The sequence below is a fragment of the Kitasatospora sp. NPDC001309 genome (assembly GCF_042896295.1).
Taxonomy (GTDB): domain Bacteria; phylum Actinomycetota; class Actinomycetes; order Streptomycetales; family Streptomycetaceae; genus Kitasatospora.
Genome location: NZ_JBIAXC010000026.1, coordinates 83,826 through 99,372, shown reverse-complemented (window position 1 = coordinate 99,372; position 15,547 = coordinate 83,826). Strand labels below are relative to the sequence as shown.

13 protein-coding genes and 1 pseudogene are annotated in these 15,547 nt (G+C 73.4%); 6 read left to right on the top strand and 8 right to left on the bottom strand.

Features of this window, described 5'->3' with window-relative positions; translation table 11 throughout:
• Positions 1 to 197 precede the first annotated feature (197 nt).
• From ACFY2K_RS24975 to ACFY2K_RS24965, 3 genes are read left to right on the top strand one after another with little or no spacing between them, the layout of a single operon-like run.
• Complete coding sequence (locus tag ACFY2K_RS24975; RefSeq protein ID WP_387714145.1) at positions 198 to 1,748, top strand: MFS transporter; 1,551 nt, start codon at positions 198 to 200, stop codon at positions 1,746 to 1,748.
• Positions 1,745 to 2,389, top strand: coding sequence for a TetR/AcrR family transcriptional regulator (locus ACFY2K_RS24970; protein WP_387714142.1), 645 nt, complete (start codon positions 1,745 to 1,747; stop codon positions 2,387 to 2,389). Before ACFY2K_RS24975 ends, ACFY2K_RS24970 begins: the two co-directional genes overlap by 4 nt.
• Before the next feature lie 59 nt (positions 2,390 to 2,448).
• The gene (locus ACFY2K_RS24965) at positions 2,449 to 2,988 is read left to right on the top strand and encodes a GNAT family N-acetyltransferase (protein ID WP_380523377.1); all 540 of its coding nucleotides are present in this window, start codon (positions 2,449 to 2,451) and stop codon (positions 2,986 to 2,988) included.
• A gap of 263 nt (positions 2,989 to 3,251) precedes the next feature.
• On the opposite strand, the pseudogene ACFY2K_RS24960 reads toward ACFY2K_RS24965, so the two are convergent.
• Positions 3,252 to 3,653, bottom strand: a pseudogene (locus ACFY2K_RS24960) (class I SAM-dependent methyltransferase); the annotation flags it as partial.
• A 200-nt stretch (positions 3,654 to 3,853) separates the two neighbouring features.
• On the bottom strand, positions 3,854 to 5,407 hold the full coding sequence (locus ACFY2K_RS24955; protein WP_387714139.1) for an HD domain-containing phosphohydrolase: 1,554 nt from the start codon (positions 5,405 to 5,407) through the stop codon (positions 3,854 to 3,856).
• Between the two features lie 89 nt (positions 5,408 to 5,496).
• On the opposite strand from ACFY2K_RS24955, the gene ACFY2K_RS24950 reads away from it, so the two are divergent.
• Positions 5,497 to 6,033, top strand: coding sequence for an NUDIX hydrolase (locus ACFY2K_RS24950; protein ID WP_387714136.1), 537 nt, complete (start codon positions 5,497 to 5,499; stop codon positions 6,031 to 6,033).
• A gap of 78 nt (positions 6,034 to 6,111) precedes the next feature.
• On the opposite strand, the gene ACFY2K_RS24945 is transcribed toward ACFY2K_RS24950, so the two are convergent.
• Both ACFY2K_RS24945 and ACFY2K_RS24940 read right to left on the bottom strand, forming a co-directional pair.
• Positions 6,112 to 6,501 (bottom strand): nuclear transport factor 2 family protein, encoded by a 390-nt coding sequence (locus tag ACFY2K_RS24945; RefSeq protein ID WP_380588137.1) that lies wholly within the window; start codon positions 6,499 to 6,501, stop codon positions 6,112 to 6,114.
• A gap of 68 nt (positions 6,502 to 6,569) precedes the next feature.
• A complete protein-coding gene (locus tag ACFY2K_RS24940; protein WP_380588134.1) occupies positions 6,570 to 7,754 on the bottom strand; it encodes an MFS transporter in 1,185 nt (394 codons plus the stop codon).
• A 220-nt stretch (positions 7,755 to 7,974) separates the two neighbouring features.
• Here ACFY2K_RS24940 and ACFY2K_RS24935 point away from each other — a divergent pair, with 220 nt between their 5' ends.
• Entirely contained in the window at positions 7,975 to 8,541 is a 567-nt protein-coding gene (locus ACFY2K_RS24935; RefSeq protein WP_387714133.1) for a TetR family transcriptional regulator, read from the top strand.
• 59 nt (positions 8,542 to 8,600) lie between these two features.
• Here the strand turns inward: ACFY2K_RS24935 and ACFY2K_RS24930 are convergent, their stop codons facing one another.
• From ACFY2K_RS24930 to ACFY2K_RS24920, 3 genes are all read right to left on the bottom strand, one after another.
• Entirely contained in the window at positions 8,601 to 8,876 is a 276-nt protein-coding gene (locus ACFY2K_RS24930; protein ID WP_387714131.1) for a hypothetical protein, read from the bottom strand.
• Positions 8,877 to 9,090: 214 nt separating this feature from the next.
• Positions 9,091 to 10,905 carry an alkaline phosphatase family protein gene (locus ACFY2K_RS24925; protein ID WP_387714128.1) on the bottom strand — a complete coding sequence of 605 codons (1,815 nt, stop codon included), beginning with the start codon at positions 10,903 to 10,905 and terminating at the stop codon, positions 9,091 to 9,093.
• A gap of 314 nt (positions 10,906 to 11,219) precedes the next feature.
• A complete protein-coding gene (locus ACFY2K_RS24920; RefSeq protein WP_387714126.1) occupies positions 11,220 to 12,911 on the bottom strand; it encodes a serine hydrolase in 1,692 nt (563 codons plus the stop codon).
• Between the two features lie 251 nt (positions 12,912 to 13,162).
• On the opposite strand from ACFY2K_RS24920, the gene ACFY2K_RS24915 reads away from it, so the two are divergent.
• Entirely contained in the window at positions 13,163 to 14,308 is a 1,146-nt protein-coding gene (locus tag ACFY2K_RS24915; protein WP_387714124.1) for a hypothetical protein, read from the top strand.
• Positions 14,309 to 14,374: 66 nt separating this feature from the next.
• On the opposite strand, the gene ACFY2K_RS24910 is transcribed toward ACFY2K_RS24915, so the two are convergent.
• Positions 14,375 to 15,526, bottom strand: coding sequence for an endonuclease/exonuclease/phosphatase family protein (locus ACFY2K_RS24910; RefSeq protein ID WP_387714121.1), 1,152 nt, complete (start codon positions 15,524 to 15,526; stop codon positions 14,375 to 14,377).
• Positions 15,527 to 15,547: the final 21 nt, after the last annotated feature.

The window sequence follows — 15,547 nt, the reverse complement described above, 5'->3', positions numbered from 1 at the left end:
GCCCGGCCACTCGCACCCGAGCGGCCTGACCCCAACGCGCACAACGGCCCCGTACTCCCGACCCCGGGAGCACGGGGCCTCGCCGTTGCATGCCCAGGGGCCGGTGCGGCTCGTCGCCCGGACCCCCTATTTTGACAGTCGACTCCCATATGGGAGTCTGGTGTCAGATTCGTGGTTCGGTTCTCCTGGAGGTTGGCATGGTGTGCCCGTCGTCGGCGCTGTCCCGCTCGCGGCGCTGGTGGGCACTGGCGGCCCTGGTGGCCTGCAATCTGCTGCTCGGCCTGGACGCGACGGTCCTGAACGTGGCGCTGCCCTCGATCTCGGCGGAGCTGGGTGCCACGGGCGGGCAGTTGCAGTGGATGGTGAACGGCTACCTGGTGGTGCTCGCGGCCCTGATGCTCCCGGGCGGGCTGCTGGGCGACCGCTTCGGCCGGCGGCGCGTGCTCGTCGCCGGCCTGGGGGTCTTCCTGGGCGCCTCGTTGCTGGGTGCCTCCGCCCACACGGTCTGGCCGGTCCTCGTGGCCCGTGCGCTGATGGGTGCGGGTGCCGCACTGGTCATGCCGCTGGCACTGTCCGTGCTGCCGTCCCTGTTCGGCCCGCGGGAGCGCGACCGGGCCCTCGGCGTCGTGTCGGCGGTGTCCGCGCTCGGGTTCCCGCTCGGCCCGTTGCTGGGCGGCTGGCTGGTGGAGCGGTTCTGGTGGGGCTCGGTCTTCCTGGTCAACGTGCCGCTGGCGCTCGCCAGCATCGCGGCCTGCGTGTTCCTGCTGCCGGAGAGCCGGGACCCGGCCTCGCCCCGGCTCGACGTCACCGGCGCCGCGCTGACGGTCGCGGGACTGGGCGCTCTGGTCCTCGCCCTGAACGAAGGACCCGCACGGGGCTGGGCCAGCCCTCCGGTCCTGGGCGCGGCCGCGGCCTCGGCCGTGCTGCTGGCCGCTCTGGTACGGCGCTCGCGCGGCCGGGAGCGGCCGTTGCTGGACCTGTCCCTGCTGCGGCAGCCGGAGTTCGTGTGGAGCACGGCGGCGGCCACGCTGGTCTCGTTCGTCCTGGCCGCCCTCATGTTCGCCCTGCCCCAGCACCTCCAGGACGTCCGCGGCTACGACGGCCAGGGCGCCGGACTGGCGATGCTGCCGCTGATGGCCGCCATGGCGGCCGCCCCCAGGCTGACCGGCGCGCTCACCGCCCGCTTCGGCCCGCGCGCCGTGATCGGCGGCGGGCTGCTCACCCTGTCCGCCGCCACCCTCCTCGGCGCGGCCGTGGGGCAGGCGGGCGGATACCCGGCCCTGGCGCTGTGGCTGGCACTGGCCGGCCTGGGACTCGGTACGGCGATCGTGCCCGCCGTGGGTGCCGCCCTGGGCGCACTGCCCACCGAACGCGCCGGCAGCGGCTCCGGCCTGCTGACCACGCTGCGCCAGTGCGGTTCCGCGCTCGGAGTGGCGGTGCTCGGTGGCATCCTGACCAGCGTGTACGCGGCCCGGCTGGACACCGACGCCGTCCCCGCCGCCCAGGCCGTGGCGGCCCGGCAGTCCGTCGCCGCCGCCCATCTGGTGGCCGACCGCCTCACGGACGGCCGGCTGGCAGCCTCGGCCGACCGCGCCTTCACCGACGGGACGCGTGTCCTCCTGGCGGCCTGCGCGGCCGCCGCACTGACCGTCGCTCTGCTCGTGCTCCGGTTCCTGCCCGCCCCCGCACCGGCCCCCGCACCCCGACCTGGAACCACCGCCCCCGACCGAAGGACCGCCGAACGATGACCCCCGAGACCCCCACGCCAGCCACGCCCCCCACACCCGCCACGGGCACCACCGGTGACCGGTCCGGGCTGCGGGAACGGAAGAAGGCCCGGACCCGGCAGGCGATCCGCCGCGCCGCCTACCGCCTGTTCGCCGAGAACGGGTACGAGGCCACCCGGGTCGAGGAGATCGCCGCCGCCGCCGAGGTCTCGCCCAGCACCGTCTTCCGCTACTTCGCCACCAAGGAGGACATCGTCCTCACCGACGAGCAGGACCCGCTCCTGGCAGCCGGACTGCGGTCCCGCCCCGCCGGCGAACCGGTCCTCGAATCCCTGCGCCACGCCGTCCTCGACACCCTGGACCACCTCCACGCCACCGACCGCACCGAACTCGTCCAGCGCACCCGCCTCGTGCGCGAGGTCCCGGTGATCCGCGGCCGCACCGCCGAACAGGCCGCACGGGACGCGGACATGCTCGCCGCCGTCCTGGCCGAACGCGCCGGACACCCCGCCGACTCCCTGCCCGTCCGCGTCATCTGCGTCGCCGTGATGGCCGCCGTCGACGAGACCCTGTGGCAGTGGGTCAGCGGCGGCCAGCAGGAAGACCTGCACGACCTCGTCGACCGGACCATGGACCTCCTCGCCAGGGGCATGACCCTCTGATCCCACGTCCCGAAGAAAATGGATTGCCTTGAGGCCGGAGCTCACGTTGGCTGGGCAGCATGGCTGAACTGCGTACCGACCGCCTCATCCTTCGTCGATGGGAAGACTCCGACCTTGAACCGTGGGCGGCGATGAATGCTGATCCCGAGGTTCGCGAGCACTTGGGGGACCAGCTCACCCGTGAACAGAGCGACGCCTCCGTGGCGCGGTTCCAGGCCGAGTTCGACCGGCGAGGCTACGGATGGTGGGCGGTCGAGGTGCGGGCCACGGGCGAGTTCGTCGGCTTCGCGGGCTTGGACCAGGTGGATGACGGTCTGCCGTTCACCGGGGTGGAGATCGGTTGGAGGCTCGCCCGCTCGGCCTGGGGCCACGGTTACGCCACCGAGGCCGCCCTCGCCGGCCTGGCCTTCGGCTTCGACACGCTCGAACTCCCCGAGATCCTCGCGGTGACGACTGCGACCAACCTCCGTTCCCAGGCAGTGATGCGCCGGATCGGCATGACCCGAGACCCGGCTGACGATTTCGAGGACACCACCGCGCCCGAAGGGCCGCTGCGTCCGAACGTGCTGTACCGCATCGCCCGTGACGTGAGGGTCTGACCCTCTCGGTTTGGAGGCTCGGCCCTCGGCTCTGTGGCCTGGTCGCTCGGTCGGGCCGCAGCAGGGCGGTGGCCCGACCAGGGGGTCGCCGCCGGGAGCCTGGCGCTGCCCAGCACGGCCGGGCCGATGAAGGACGGACTCGCGGGGAAGACCTGGCGCTCGACGTGGTCGACGACGAATCCGGCCGCCCGGATCGAGTCGAGCGTCGGACGGTTGCACTCGCAGCAGACCACCAGCCGGTTCAGCCAGTTCATCCGGTCCTGGTGGCGGGCCGCCTTCGGGTCCTCCGAGCGCATGTGCTCCAGGAAGAGCAGCCGCCCGCCGGGGCGCAGCACCCGGCCGAGCTGGCGCAGTGCCCGCTGCTGGTCGCTCACCCCGCAGAGCACCAGCGTGGACACGACGACGTCGAAGCTGTCGTCCTCGAACGGAAGGTCCTCGGCCGGGGCCCGCAGGACCGTGGTGCGCGGAGCCCGCTCCGCGGCGTGGCGCTCCAGCCGGCGGACCATCGCCGGTTCGGGCTCGGTGACCGTCAGCGACTCCACGCCGTCGCTGTAGAGGGCGAGGTTGGCCCCGGTGCCGCCGCCGATTTCGAGCACCCGGCCGCCGGCCTCGGCGATCAACCGGCGGCGCAGGTCGGTCAGGCCCTGGCGCTCGGCCTTGGCCATCATCCGGTCGTAGGTCACCGCGAACAGTGTGCTTCTGACGCCCATGACTGCCTCGCTCCACGGTCCGATGTTCTGCCTCGACGGTTCGGCCTCGACGGTGCTGCCTCGACGCTAGGCCCGTGCCGTGCCCGGCACATGGGGCGGATGCCTCATCTTCGGCATCTTCCTCCGGGCCGTCGTTCCCGGAGCCGGCCCCGCTCTCAGAGCAGACCGTGCTGCACCGCGAAGAGGCAGGCCGAGGCCCGGGTCGAGGTCCCGATCTTGGCGTAGATGTGCTCGATGTGGTTGCGCGCGGTCTTGGGCGAGATCACCAGCCGTGCGGCGATCTCCTTGCTGGAGCAGCCGCGGGCCAGCAGCCGCAGCACGTCGATCTCCCGGGTGGTCAGGCCCGCGGGCCCGGCGCCGCGCCGGGGCGTGCGGTGCCCGGCGGCCGCGAGGACCGCGGCGACCGCCTCGCCGTCCAGGCGTCCGGCGGCGACCTCGGCGTGCAGCTGCGCGGCGGCCTCCGCCGCCCGGAGCGCCGCCCGGTGCGGGCGCGGCTCGGTCATCGACCGGTACGCGTCCGCGACGCCCAGGATCCGGCTCGGCCAGGAGATCGCGCCGCCCGCGAGCCCGCGCGGGTAGCCGGAGCCGTCCAGCCGTTCGCGGTACTGCACGGCGACCTCGCCCAGGGGCGCGAGCGCCGGGGACTGCCGAAGCATCCGCTCCGTCAGATAGGGCTGCAGCCGGACCCGTTCCCACTCCCCCGCGCCCAGCGGTCCCGGTTTGTCCCAGATCGCGTTGGAGACGCCGAGGCGGCCCAGGCCGTGCACCAGGCCGGCCCGGCGCAGCGTCGTCACCTCGGCCGGACCCATCCGCAGCCCGAGCGCCGCCGCCTCGGCCAGCTCCGCCACGGCACGGCCGTGGCCCAGCGTGTACGGGGACTTCAGATCCACGAAGTCGGCGACCGCGAGCAGCGCCGCGTCGAACTCCTCCTCCCCGAGCCGCACGCCGAGCGCGGGCTCGGCCCCGATCACCGCCTCCCAGGTACGGACCGTGTCCAGCCCGCCCACGATCTCCTCGGGCTCCCGGCAGAACTCGGCCGTGAGCCCGGGATCGAACTGCGTCCCCGCCCGACGCCTGGCCAGCGCCGTGGCCGCGCCGGTCCCGCCGATCCGGTGTGCCACCTCGACGTACTCGGACAGCTGAGCGAGCCGGGAGGGCAGCGGCACGGCCTCGCCCTTGCGCTCTCCCGGCCAGCCGCGCCCGTCCCACTGCTCGTACGAACAGGCCACCGTCTCCTGCACGGCGTCCGGCAGACCGAGCCGGCGGGCGAGCTCGCGGGCCAGCGCCGAGTGCGAGCTGATCATCCCGTTCATCTCGCGGAACCCGCCGAGCGTGAACTCCAGGCCGACCCGGAACCGGTGCAGCGGCGGGTTGCCCGATCCGATCAACCGCAGCGTCGCCGCCGCGCCCGCCAGACTGCGCTGCTCGTGGGCGTACTTGCCGGACTTCAACGTGATGTCGTCGCCGAACCACTTCGCCTGCTCGTGCGCGTCCGAATGGCAGCCGACGTTGACCAGCAACGCTGTGTAGTAGACGACCAACCGGGTGTCGTCGTCCAGGCCGAGCCGCTCGGCCAGTCGCAACGCGATCAGGCACTGGCGCAGCACGTGCTCCATCGGCTGGCCGAACCCCAGGTCCACGCCCAGGGAGAGCGCGGCCACCAGCTCCGCCAGACGCACCCCCGCTCCGCCCGTCGCGCGGCTCGTCACCATCACCACGCTACGCCCCCACGCGCCCTGATCTCGATCGGTGGAGGAAGCCCGGTCTCCTACCGGGCCCGGCCCCGTACAGTCCTCGCATGACCGACACCACGCCGTGGCGCGAGATCCAACGCACGACCGTCTTCGAGAAGTTCGGCCGGGCCGTCGATCAGGTCCACTTCGAGATGCCGGACGGACAGCAGGAGGAGTTCTACCTCAAACGCGAGCGTCCGGGCGCCGCCGTGCTCGCGCTCACCCCTGACCGGCAGGTCATCCTGGCCCGCCAGTACCGCCCCGGGCCCGACCGCGTGCTGCACGAACTTCCCGGGGGCGTCATCGATCCCGGTGAACGGGCCATGGACGCCATCGGCCGTGAACTGCTGGAGGAGACCGGCTACCAGGGCACCATCACCGAGGCCGGTTCCTACTGGCACGACGCCTACTCCACCATCCGCCGCTACGCCTTCCTCGCCACCGACTGCGTGCGCGTCGCCGAACCGGACCCCGAGCGCACGGAGTTCATCGACGTGGTCACCCTCCCCCTCCAGGAGTTCCGCGACCGCGTGCTCCGCCGGGGTTCGATGACCGACACGGCGGCGGCCTACCTCGCCCTCGACCGCCTTCGGATCCTCTGACCGGCGGGCGGGGCAGCCGACTTCGTGCCGCCGACAGCCCCGCCACGCCCGGTGGGCCGGGCTCAGGCGGTCAGGCGGTCAGCCGGTCAACTGGGCCTGGAAGACGGCGCTGTTGAAGTACGCCCTGGCCTCCCGGATGAGGCCGGTGTCGTCCAGTTCGTAGACGTTGATGCCGGACCAGTTGACCGGCTTGCCGTCCAGGGCGACGGCGGCGCCGCGCCAGGAGACGGCGACGTGGTGGCCGACGGTGTGGGCCTCCAGGGGCGTGAGGCCGAGGAAGGGCCGGAAGTTGGGCAGCACGGAGGCGATGAACTCGTGGATCGCTGCGCGTCCGGTGATCGGCGCGGTGCCGACGGGGTCGTGGAAGACGCCGTTCTCGGCGAAGGCGGCCGCCCAGGCGTCGGCGTCGCCGTCCTGGGAGGCGCGGAAGAACTGGAGGACGGCGGCGGGCATGGCGGGGAAGGTCATGGAAGGTCCTTTCGGATGGTGGAGCGGGAGGGTCGGGGGCGTGGCAGCGGCGGAGGCCCGGCGGCCGTTCACCCGGCCTCGGCCGGGGGCGTCGACGGTGTGTCCGTACGGCCGGGTCGACGCAGTCGGGCGGCGAGGGCGACGGCCGCGGCGAGGGCGATGAGGGCGCACACCCCCGGCCAGCCGTAGCGGGCGTGGACCCGGATGCCCAGCCAGGATCCGGCGCTGCCGCCGAGGAACGAGCAGGTCATGTAGGCGGTGTTCAGTCGGCTCCGGGCCGCCGGGTTCAGGGCGAAGATCCGGGCCTGGTTGGCGACCTGGCTGCACTGCACCGCCACGTCCAGCAGCAGGAGGCCGACGACGAGCCCGGCCAGGCCGATCGCTCCGCCCGCCGCGCCCGCGGTGAGCACGGCGGCCGCGGCGAGGGTGGCCGCGATGCACCAGCCGTTCACCCGGTCCGGGCCGTGCCGGTCGACCCAGCGGCCGGCGGCCGGGGCGCAGAACATGCTGGCCGCGCCGATCAGGGCCAGCAGGCCGACCGCCTGGGCGCCCATCCGGTAGTGGGGCCCGGTGAGCAGCAGGGCGAGTGCCGTCCAGGCGGCGCTGAACCCGGCGAAGAGGGTGGCCTGGTAGAGCGCGGAGCGGCGCAGGGCCGGCTCGGTGCGGAGCATCCGTACGGTGTCGGCGAGCAGCGCCGGGTACCGCTCGCGGGTGGCGGGCGCGGTGCTGGGCAGGGCCAGGGCGAGGACGAGCGCGAGCAGGCCGGTGAGCCCGGCGGCGACCAGGTAGGGGGCGCGCCAGCCGAGGTGGTCGCCGAGCACGCCGCCGAAGGTGCGGGCCAGCAGGATCCCGCCGATCAGGCCGCCCTGGAGGGTGCCGATCACGGCGCCGCGCCGGTCGGGTGCGACCAGGCCGGCCGCCAGGGGCAGCAGCAGTTGCGGGACGACCGTGGCCAGGCCGACGACGGCACCGGCGGCGAGCAGGAGACCGCTGCTCGGGGCGAGCCCGGCGGCGAGCAGTGCGCAGCCCGTCACGGCCAGCAGCACGCTGATCAACGGGCGGCGGGGCAGCCGGTCGCCGAGCGGGACGAGCAGGAAGATCCCGGCGGCGTACCCGAGTTGGGTGACCGTGGCCACGCCCGCCGCCGCGCCCGGCGCGATGCCGAAGCCGTCGGCGACGAGCGGGGCGAGGGCCTGCGGGAAGTAGACGTTCGCCACGCTGACGCCGCAGGCCAGCGCCATCACCAGCGGCATCCGCCGACCCAGCTCGGCGGGCGGCGACGGAACGGGCGCAGGTGGGACGGGCGCACGCGAGGTAGGCGCGGGCGAGGCGGGCACGAGCGAGGTAGGCGCGGGCGGACCGGTCCTGGGCATCACCACTCCATTCGAACGAACCAGTTGGTTCGGAAGCTCGGGGAGAGCGTCGCAGACCGCCGCGGGATCGTCAAACGAACCGGTTCGTTACCATCGCTCCATGGCCTACGACTCGACGGCGACCAAAGAGCGGATCCTCACGGCGGCGGCCGCCGAATTCGCCGCCCACGGCGTCGCCGGCGCCCGGGTGGACCGCATCGCCGCCCAGGCCCGGGCCAACAAGCGGGCGATCTACGACTACTTCGGCGACAAGGACAAGCTCTTCGCCGCCGTCCTCGAACGCCTGATGGCCGACCTCGCCGAGGCCGTCCCGCCCGGCGACGACGACCTGCCCGCCTACGCCGAGCGCCTCTTCGACTACCACCGCGCCCACCCCGAGGCGCTGCGGCTGCTCATGTGGGAGGCCCTCGAACTCGGCGACGGGCCCGTCCCCGGCGAGGAGGCCCGCACCCGCCACTACCAGGACAAGCTCCAGGCCGCCCAGGGCAGCGGCGACCCCCGCACCCGCCTGTTCTTCGCCCTCGGCCTGGTCGGCTGGAGCCTGGCCATGCCCCAGCTCCGCCGCATGGTCCTCGGCCCCGACCACAGTCTGGACGAGCTCCGCTCCGACATCGCCCGCACCGTCGGGACCCTCCCCACCGCCCCCGCACCGACCGAGCAGGCGTAGCCCGGCGCCCAACCCCCGCAGCGGGCCGTTGGGACGATCTTCGCCGCCCCGCCCCGCCCTCACTTCGACACCGCACCACCCGGTGTCGCCCGCCGGGTGACCTTCACGCCGGGCAGCGGGGCGGCGGCCGAGGTCCGGACCGACGACGATGGGGTGCCGCAGCGGTGCGGGGCGCGGGGCGCCGGGGTGAGCTGCCAACACCCGCTGAAACGGTCGGAGTTGTGCACTCCGATCGCGCGGTGGAAGCCGAAGGCGGCCGCCGCGAGCAGCAGTACGGCGGTGACGGTCAGCAGGATGCGGGCGCGCACGGACAACCCGGCGGTCGGCACGGACAAGGCCACTCCCGGTCTCGATTTCACCGGAATGGTCTCAACCAATCGCCGAACTCCGCAGCGATTCGGGCAAGTTGCCTGTCAGGTCCAGCTCAGGTCCAGCTCAGCGGCAGGGTCGGTCACGGCCGTGGCCGTCGGCGGCCGCACCCCGGACGGGGGAAGGGCAAGGGGCCCGCCCGGACTTCTCCGAGCGGGCCCCCTCGGCTTTCTCCCGTCGTCAGCCGACGGTGACGGTGAACGGACCGGCCAGCACCGAGTAGCCGTCGTTGGCCAGGAGGTACGCGTCGTACCGGCCCGCGCCGCCGAGCTTGCCACTGGCGAACGTGAGGGCGCCGCTCTGGTTCGGGGCGTAGGACCAGGTGAGCGAGGAGCGGGAGCCCGGGGTGACGCCCGCCGGGTAGAAGCCGATCCAGTTCTTGGCACCGGCCTGGGCGGCGGTGGGCAGGGCGTAGCGCAGGGTGAGGTTGCCGCCGGCGGCAACCGCGTTGAGGTCGCCGGTCAGGGTCGGGCCGGTCGCGGTGGACGGCGCGAAGGCGGCGTTCAGCGGCGTCGCGTAGGTGTCGTTGGCGGTCAGGCCGGGCAGCCCGAGGGCGGACTCGAAGGTCCGGCCGATGCTGTAGTGGTCGTAGTGCAGCGGGCTGCTGGTCCCGGCCGGAACGGTGCCCTGGGAGCCGACGACGACGGTGGCCAGGTGGTTGTAGCCCTCGTTCTGGCTCTCGTCCCAGGTCAGCACGAGCAGCGAGCGCTGCTGGGTCCAGGCCGGGGAGGACAGCACCGGGGCGAGGGTCTGCTGCAGCCAGCCGTCCTGGGTCTTGAGGCTGGTGGCGCTGCCGTTGCCGGAGGCCTCGCCGTCGTAGTAGTCGTCGGCGGCGATCCAGGAGAAGTTCGGCGTGGTGGCCGCCGACTTGAGGTCGGTGGTCAGCTGCGAGGTGTCGAACAGGTGGGCCGCGCAGCGGGCCGGGTTGCCGCTGATGTCGGTGTAGTTGATGAACGGCGCGTCGTCGGGCATGTAGGAGCTGTCGTAGGCCTTGGTGGTGTTGCAGGGCGTGCCCATGCCCTGCTCGTAGGCCTTCCAGGTCTTGCCGGCGTCCTCGATGGTGTCGCCGAGGTTGCGCTGCGGGGAGTTGATGTTGGGCCAGTAGGTGGCGCCCTTGGTGTAGGTGTCGCCGCCCGCGATCGCCAGGTAGTTCTCGTCGCTGGGGTGGTAGACACCGTGCGAGTCGGTGAGGGTGGCGCCCTGGGACATCAGGCTGTGGATGAACGGGGTGTCCGCCGGGTCGTTCATGATCTGGGCGTAGTCGGTGTTCTCCATCATGACGGTGAACACGTGGTCGTAGCCCGGCACTCGGGAGGCCGGCGGGGCGATCGGCGCGGGCGCGGCGACCGGGGTGTCGAGGGTGAGCGAGAGGTTGTCCAGGTAGCCGGTCTCGTTCGTGGTGGAGAGGAACTGCACCTCGACCTGGATCGAGCGGGTCCCGGCCGGGACGGCGCCGGTGGCGTTGCGGGAGAGGAACTTGGTGCCCAGGCCGCGGTCGGTCGCGGAGACGGTGGGCAGCTTGGCGGTGGCGCCGATCGGGTTGCCGCCGGCGTCCTGGAAGTGCAGGCTCACCGCGGCGTAGCCGCCGTACGTGGTCCAACCGCCCAGCCAGCCCGCCAGGTTGTAGTGCACGCCGGCGCCGTCGATCGCGGTGGCCGCCGAGGAGACGTCGACGGTCTGGCTCATCGAGCCGTCCCCGAAAATGCCCGGTGCGAAGAAGGCCTTGCCGGCGGTCTGCCCGTCGCCCGGCAGGCCGAAGGAGCCGACCGTGGAGCACATCACGTCGATCCCGCCGGCCTGGACGGTCCAGCCCGGGACGGTGGTGGCAGCGCTCCAGTCGTTGGTGCAGTAGCCGCCGGCCTCGGCGTCGCCGTTGACGATCAGGTTGCCGCTGCCGCCCGCCGCCTGGGCGCCGGCGGGGGCGCCGACGACCAGTGCGCCGACGAGCGGGAGGGTGGCGAGCAGTCCGCCGAAGGGGCTCCAGCGAAGTCGCATGGGGGGTACCTCGTCCCGTGTGGTTGCGTGAGGGTGGGTGCCCGGTGGCGGTGCACCACGGGCGGGACACAGAAGTACCGGTTCCGCGCCGCCCGGGGAAGGGCGCGCGGGCGAACACGGGCCGAACTTGGTCAGACAACTTCGCGCAGCGGGCCCCGCACCGCCCTCCCGGGAGCGGCCGACGGACGGTCCGTCGCAGCTCCGGGGGGGGCGGTCGGGGCCCGGTGGCCTCGCGCGCAGGACGTCAGGAACGGGACGCCGAGAAGCGGGCCTCAGGAACGGGACACCAGGAACCGGACGTCAGGAACTGGACGTCAGGAACGGGTGAAGGTCCCGAGGCCGTCCACGTCCAGCTGCTCGACGACCACCTTGGCGGCCCGCCCGTCGCCGCCGACCGTGAAGGTCACCCCGGACAGGCCGACCGCGTTCTCGCCCTTGCTGGCGAAGCTGAACACGTCGCCGTCGAAGTGCGTCAGCGGGTACCGCAGCCCGGCGGGACCCACCGTCATCACCAGCCCGCCGTCCTGCTCGCCGACGGTCAGCGTCCCGTAGTAGCCGCTGCCGTACGTCCCGGTGTAGGCGGAGTTCGGCTTGGCCGGGGCGGCTCCGGCCGGGGGCTTGGCGTAGTCGGTCTTCGAGACGGGGCTCGCCGCGGCGGCGGGGACCACCTTGCCGAGGAAGGAAAGCCAGTCGACCGTCTCGCGACCGTTCTGGGCGAGGTCGAAGAACTCCTCGGCGACCGCCTCCGGGAGGCCGGTCGGCTGGCCGTTGGTCAGCACCACGATCCCCAGCTGCTCGGAGGGCAGCAGGGTCACCGTGGTCGCCGCGCCCAGCTCGAAGCCGCCGGAGTGGTTCAGCCGCAACCGCCCCTCGGCGTCGGTGTTCACGTTCCAGCCGAGGCCGTAGAAGCCCGCGGTGGCGGCCGGCGCCCTCGGCGGACTGTTGACGTAGTGCGGGGTGCGGGTCTCGTTCAGGGCCGCCGGGTCGATCACCGCCCGGCCCTCGAACTTCCCGTCGGCGAGCTGCAACCGCATCCAGCGGGCGAGGTCCTGCACGGTGGAGCTCACCCCGCCGGCCGGGGACTGCGAGTCGGCGTTCTCGGTGGTGCTGACCTGCCAGCCGCCGTCCGTCTTCACGTGCGGCGCCGCCTTGTTGCCCGCGGCGTCGTAGTCGGAGCGCCGGGAGCTGGTGGAGCCCATCCCCAACGGCTTGTAGAGGACGTCCGCCGCGAGGTCCTCCCAGGCCACCCCCTTGGCCTTGGCGACGGCCGCCGCCGCCTCGGTCAGGCCGTAGTTGGTGTAGGCGTAGGTCGCCCGGAACGGGCTGAGCGGCTGGTCGCGCAGGTGCTGGACGATGTAGTCGCGCTGGTAGCCGAGGTCCTCCAGCAGGTCGCCGGCGTGGTCGGGCAGGCCGCTGCGGTGCGAGAACAGGTCGGCGATCGTCACGTGGTCCGTCACGTACGGGTCGGCCAGCGCGAAGCCCGGGTCGTGGGAGGTGACCGGGTCGTCCCAGGTGGCGACCTTCTGGCCGACCGCCCCGGCGACCACCGTCGAGGAGATCGGCTTGGAGACCGAGGCCAGCTGGAACACGGTGTCCGGGTCCACCTGGTCGGGCTTGCCGAGCTGCCGGACGCCGAAGCCCTTCGCGTGGATCACCTTGTCCTGGTACACCACGGCGACCGCCACCCCGGGGACGCCGGTCTTCGCCATGGCGTCCTGCACGTAGCCGTCGATCCGGCCCACGGCGGAGTTCACCTGCTGGTCCGTCAGCTGCGGCGCCGGCTGGGCGGGCGGCGCGGTGGCCGGGGCGGAGGAGGGCGCGGCGGAGGGGGACTGCGTGGGCGCGGCCTCGGGGTCGGTGGCGGCCGCCGAGGTGCACCCGGCGAACAGCGGGCCGCTCAGCAGCAGGGCCGCCAGCGCCGGTGCGCCCACGGCCCGGCCGGGGCCGTGGGCGGTGCGGCGGGCTGCGTGGTCGCCTGCGTGGCGGGCCGCGCCGTGACGATCCATCGGGGTCCTCCCTCGTCAAGGCGGCGCGGCACCAGGTCCGTCGGTGCCGCCGTCCGCCGTACGGCGGGAGTGTGAACGGCTCCACGCGCCCCAGGCGGCCGCCGCGCGCTGTCCCCCACGGAATCCACCCGTCCGGCGGCGGGCTGCGGCACAGCACCGGAGGCTCCGGGCCGCCGAGGGTCTGGTCACGCGTGCCCGGGCCTGCCAAGCTCTCAGGCGCCAACTGGCCCGAACGATCAGGAGAACGACGGATGCGACTGCTCGGACCGATACGGTCCCTGTCCCGCTGGCTCACGGTGGCGGCGCTGATCCTGGGCGGCCTGACCCTCGCGGTCGCCCCGGCCGCCCAGGCGGCCCAGCCCGCCCGGACCGTACCGGCCTCGCAGACCTCGCAGGCCTCGCAGACCTCGCAGGCCTCGCCGCAGGCCGCCGGCACGACGACGATCTGCGGCTACACCCCGGTGCCCACCGGCTGGGTGATCGTCAGTGAGCAGTGGTCCGGGTGCAGCGGCTACGGGCTGTTCACCATCGCCGACGCCTCGGCCCTGACCTCCGTCCAGGCCTGCTCGAACGGGCCGGTCCCGAGCGGCTGGGTGATCACCGCGATGCAGAGCGGTGCCGGCACCTGCGGGAGCTACCCGCTGTACTCGCTGCTCAAGGTCACCACCCAGACCGTCCTCCAGGACTGCGGGCAGTCCCCGATCCCGCCGGGCTGGGTGATCACCGCGATCCAGACCGTCTCCCCGGCCTGCGGCACCTACAGCACGTACACCCTCGTCCCGCTGGGCGACCGGACCAGCGTCCAGGCCTGCGGCAACTGGCCCGTGCCCACGGGGTGGGTGATCACCGCGATGCAGAACGGCGCGGGCTGCGGCAACTACCCGCTGTACTCGCTGCTCAAGGTCACCACCCAGACCACCCTCCAGGACTGCGGACAGTCCGCCCTCCCCAGCGGCTGGGTGATCACCGCCATCCAGACCACCTCCGCCGCCTGCGGCACCTACGGGACGTACACCATCGTCCAGTTGTCGAACCAGAGCAGCATCCAGGCCTGCGGCAACTCGCCCGTGCCCACCGGCTGGGTGATCACCTCGACCCAGAACGGCGCGGGCTGCGGCAACTACCCGCTGTACTCGCTGCTCAAGGTCACCACCCAGACCACCCTCCAGGACTGCGCGCAGTCCGCCGTCCCGGCGGGCTGGGTGATCACCGCGGTCCAGAGCAACTCCTCGCTCTGCGGCACCTACGGGACGTACACCATCGTCAAGGTCACCGACCAGACCAGCATGCAGGTCTGCGGGCCCTCCACGATCCCGGCCGGCTGGGTCGTCAGTCGGCAGGGCTCCGGCGCCCAGTGCGGCGTCTACGTCGTCTACACCATCACCAAGTCGGCCTGATCCGACCGCAGTTCGGACTCCCCTTGCCCCGGTCGGTCTGCCCCCGCCCCGACCGGGGCAGGAGGTTCACCAGCGGATGCCGGCCGCCACCGGCAGGTGGTCGCTGCCGTCGTCCGGCAGGACCCGGGAGTAGGTCGCCGTCACTCCGCGGAGCAGGATCTGGTCGATCCGCACCATCGGGAAGGAGGCCGGGTAGCTGAATCCGAAGCCGTCCCCGGCCGTGTCCTGGGCCGAGCGCATCCCGGCGGTGAGGCCGGCGAGCGCGCGGTCGTCCAGGGTGCCGTTCAGGTCGCCGAGCAGCAGCGCCCGCTCGCTCCGGTCGGCGGCGAGGGAGCGGCCGAGGGCCTGCACGCCGATGTCGCGGGAGGCCGTCCAGAAGCCGGTGGCGGGGGTCACCCGGACGGACCCCAGATGCGCCACGTAGACGGTCAGCGGCCCCCGGGCGGTGGTCACCGTGGTGCGCAGCGCCCGGTTCTCAGCCAGGTCGCGGGCGGCCGGCGCGCGCTCCGCCAGCGGGCCGTAGTCCATCACGTCGATCGGCTCGGCCCCGCCCAGCGGCAGCCTGCTCCAGAGGCCGACGGTGCCCAGCACCACGTGGTACGGGTACGCCGCCGCCAGCCCCTGCTCGTACACGTCCGCCGCCTGTGGGGTGAGCTCGACCAGGGCCAGCAGGTCCGCGCCGGAGCCGGCCAGGTGGCGTGCGGTGGCGTCCGGGTCCGGGTTGTCGGCGTTCACGTTCTGCTCGGCCACGGTGAGGTCGCCGCCCGGGCGGGACTTGTCAAGGAGCAGGCCGCCGAAGAGGTTCAGCCACGCCGCGACCGGGAGCAGCAGCGCCAGCACGGCGGCGGCGGACCGCCGCCACAACGCGGCGGCCAGCAGCAGCGGGACGAACAGGCCGAACCACGGCAGGAGGTTCTCCACCAGGCTGCCGAGGTGCCACCCGGCGTTCGGGACCTGCGCGTGCAGCAGCAGGAGCAGGCCGAGCAGCAGCGCCAGCGCGGTGAGGACCGGCCCGCGCTGCCAGGGCTCCGGCCGGGCGGCGGCGCGGAGCACCCGGAGCACCCGGAGCGCCCGGAGCGGCGCCGCGCGCCGGGCGCCGGGCTCCCCCGGCTCTGCGGTCGGCTCCCCGGGTCCTGCGGTCGGCTCCGGCGTCCGCTCCGGCGTCCGCTCCGCACGGTCGTGCGTGGCCGTTCTCGTCCTGCCCTGCTCGTGGTTCATGCCGCCAGTCAACGCAACGGT

What these genes read in the sequence shown, in the direction of transcription:
- ACFY2K_RS24975 (WP_387714145.1), top strand. Translation starts at nt 198, where the DNA reads ATGGTGTGCCCGTCGTCGGCGCTGTCCCGCTCGCGGCGCTGGTGGGCA.
- ACFY2K_RS24950 (WP_387714136.1), top strand. Translation starts at nt 5,497, where the DNA reads ATGACCGACACCACGCCGTGGCGCGAGATCCAACGCACGACCGTCTTC.
- ACFY2K_RS24935 (WP_387714133.1), top strand. Translation starts at nt 7,975, where the DNA reads ATGGCCTACGACTCGACGGCGACCAAAGAGCGGATCCTCACGGCGGCG.
- ACFY2K_RS24970 (WP_387714142.1), top strand. Translation starts at nt 1,745, where the DNA reads ATGACCCCCGAGACCCCCACGCCAGCCACGCCCCCCACACCCGCCACG.
- ACFY2K_RS24920 (WP_387714126.1), bottom strand. Translation starts at nt 12,911, where the DNA reads ATGGATCGTCACGGCGCGGCCCGCCACGCAGGCGACCACGCAGCCCGC.
- ACFY2K_RS24945 (WP_380588137.1), bottom strand. Translation starts at nt 6,501, where the DNA reads ATGACCTTCCCCGCCATGCCCGCCGCCGTCCTCCAGTTCTTCCGCGCC.
- ACFY2K_RS24915 (WP_387714124.1), top strand. Translation starts at nt 13,163, where the DNA reads ATGCGACTGCTCGGACCGATACGGTCCCTGTCCCGCTGGCTCACGGTG.
- ACFY2K_RS24910 (WP_387714121.1), bottom strand. Translation starts at nt 15,526, where the DNA reads ATGAACCACGAGCAGGGCAGGACGAGAACGGCCACGCACGACCGTGCG.
- ACFY2K_RS24925 (WP_387714128.1), bottom strand. Translation starts at nt 10,905, where the DNA reads ATGCGACTTCGCTGGAGCCCCTTCGGCGGACTGCTCGCCACCCTCCCG.
- ACFY2K_RS24965 (WP_380523377.1), top strand. Translation starts at nt 2,449, where the DNA reads ATGGCTGAACTGCGTACCGACCGCCTCATCCTTCGTCGATGGGAAGAC.
- ACFY2K_RS24940 (WP_380588134.1), bottom strand. Translation starts at nt 7,754, where the DNA reads ATGCCGCTGGTGATGGCGCTGGCCTGCGGCGTCAGCGTGGCGAACGTC.